The organism is Anaerotignum faecicola (assembly GCA_024460105.1).
Classification (GTDB): Bacteria; Bacillota; Clostridia; order Lachnospirales; family Anaerotignaceae; genus JANFXS01.
Genome location: JANFXS010000604.1, coordinates 1 through 384, shown reverse-complemented (window position 1 = coordinate 384; position 384 = coordinate 1). Strand labels below are relative to the sequence as shown.

The following is a 384-nucleotide window of genomic DNA, read 5'->3' as shown; positions in this document are numbered from 1 at the left end:
GCCAATCCCCAGGACAAGATTTGTTGGTAAACCACCGATGAACCGTAAGGATCATCTCGTTTGATTTGGGACTGTAGTTCAGAGATTTGTCCTTGTCGCCAAACCAAAGGAGTTTTGTCTTACCATTTCTCCGGCAGATATCAACGCACAGAGCAACCAACTTTTCATATACCGCATTTGTCATGGCATACGGATCGGTCATATCACTGGCACACTCAATCGTCACAGCCCGCTGGTCATTCGCGTTACTGGAAGAGCACCAGCTTCTGTTTGCCTCATCCACGCAAAGAACCACACGTCCGTCACTACCAATTCCATAGTTGCAAGAAGCCTGTACGTTACTACTGTCAAAACAGCCCCCAATAGATTCTGCTGAAAGCTGAC

At 47.4% G+C, this 384-nt stretch carries 1 protein-coding gene; it reads right to left on the bottom strand.

Features of this window, described 5'->3' with window-relative positions; all coding sequences use genetic code 11:
• Nucleotides 1-384, bottom strand: a 384-nt coding sequence (locus NE664_15600) for an N-acetylmuramoyl-L-alanine amidase (protein ID MCQ4728058.1), incomplete at both ends; no start/stop codon positions are given.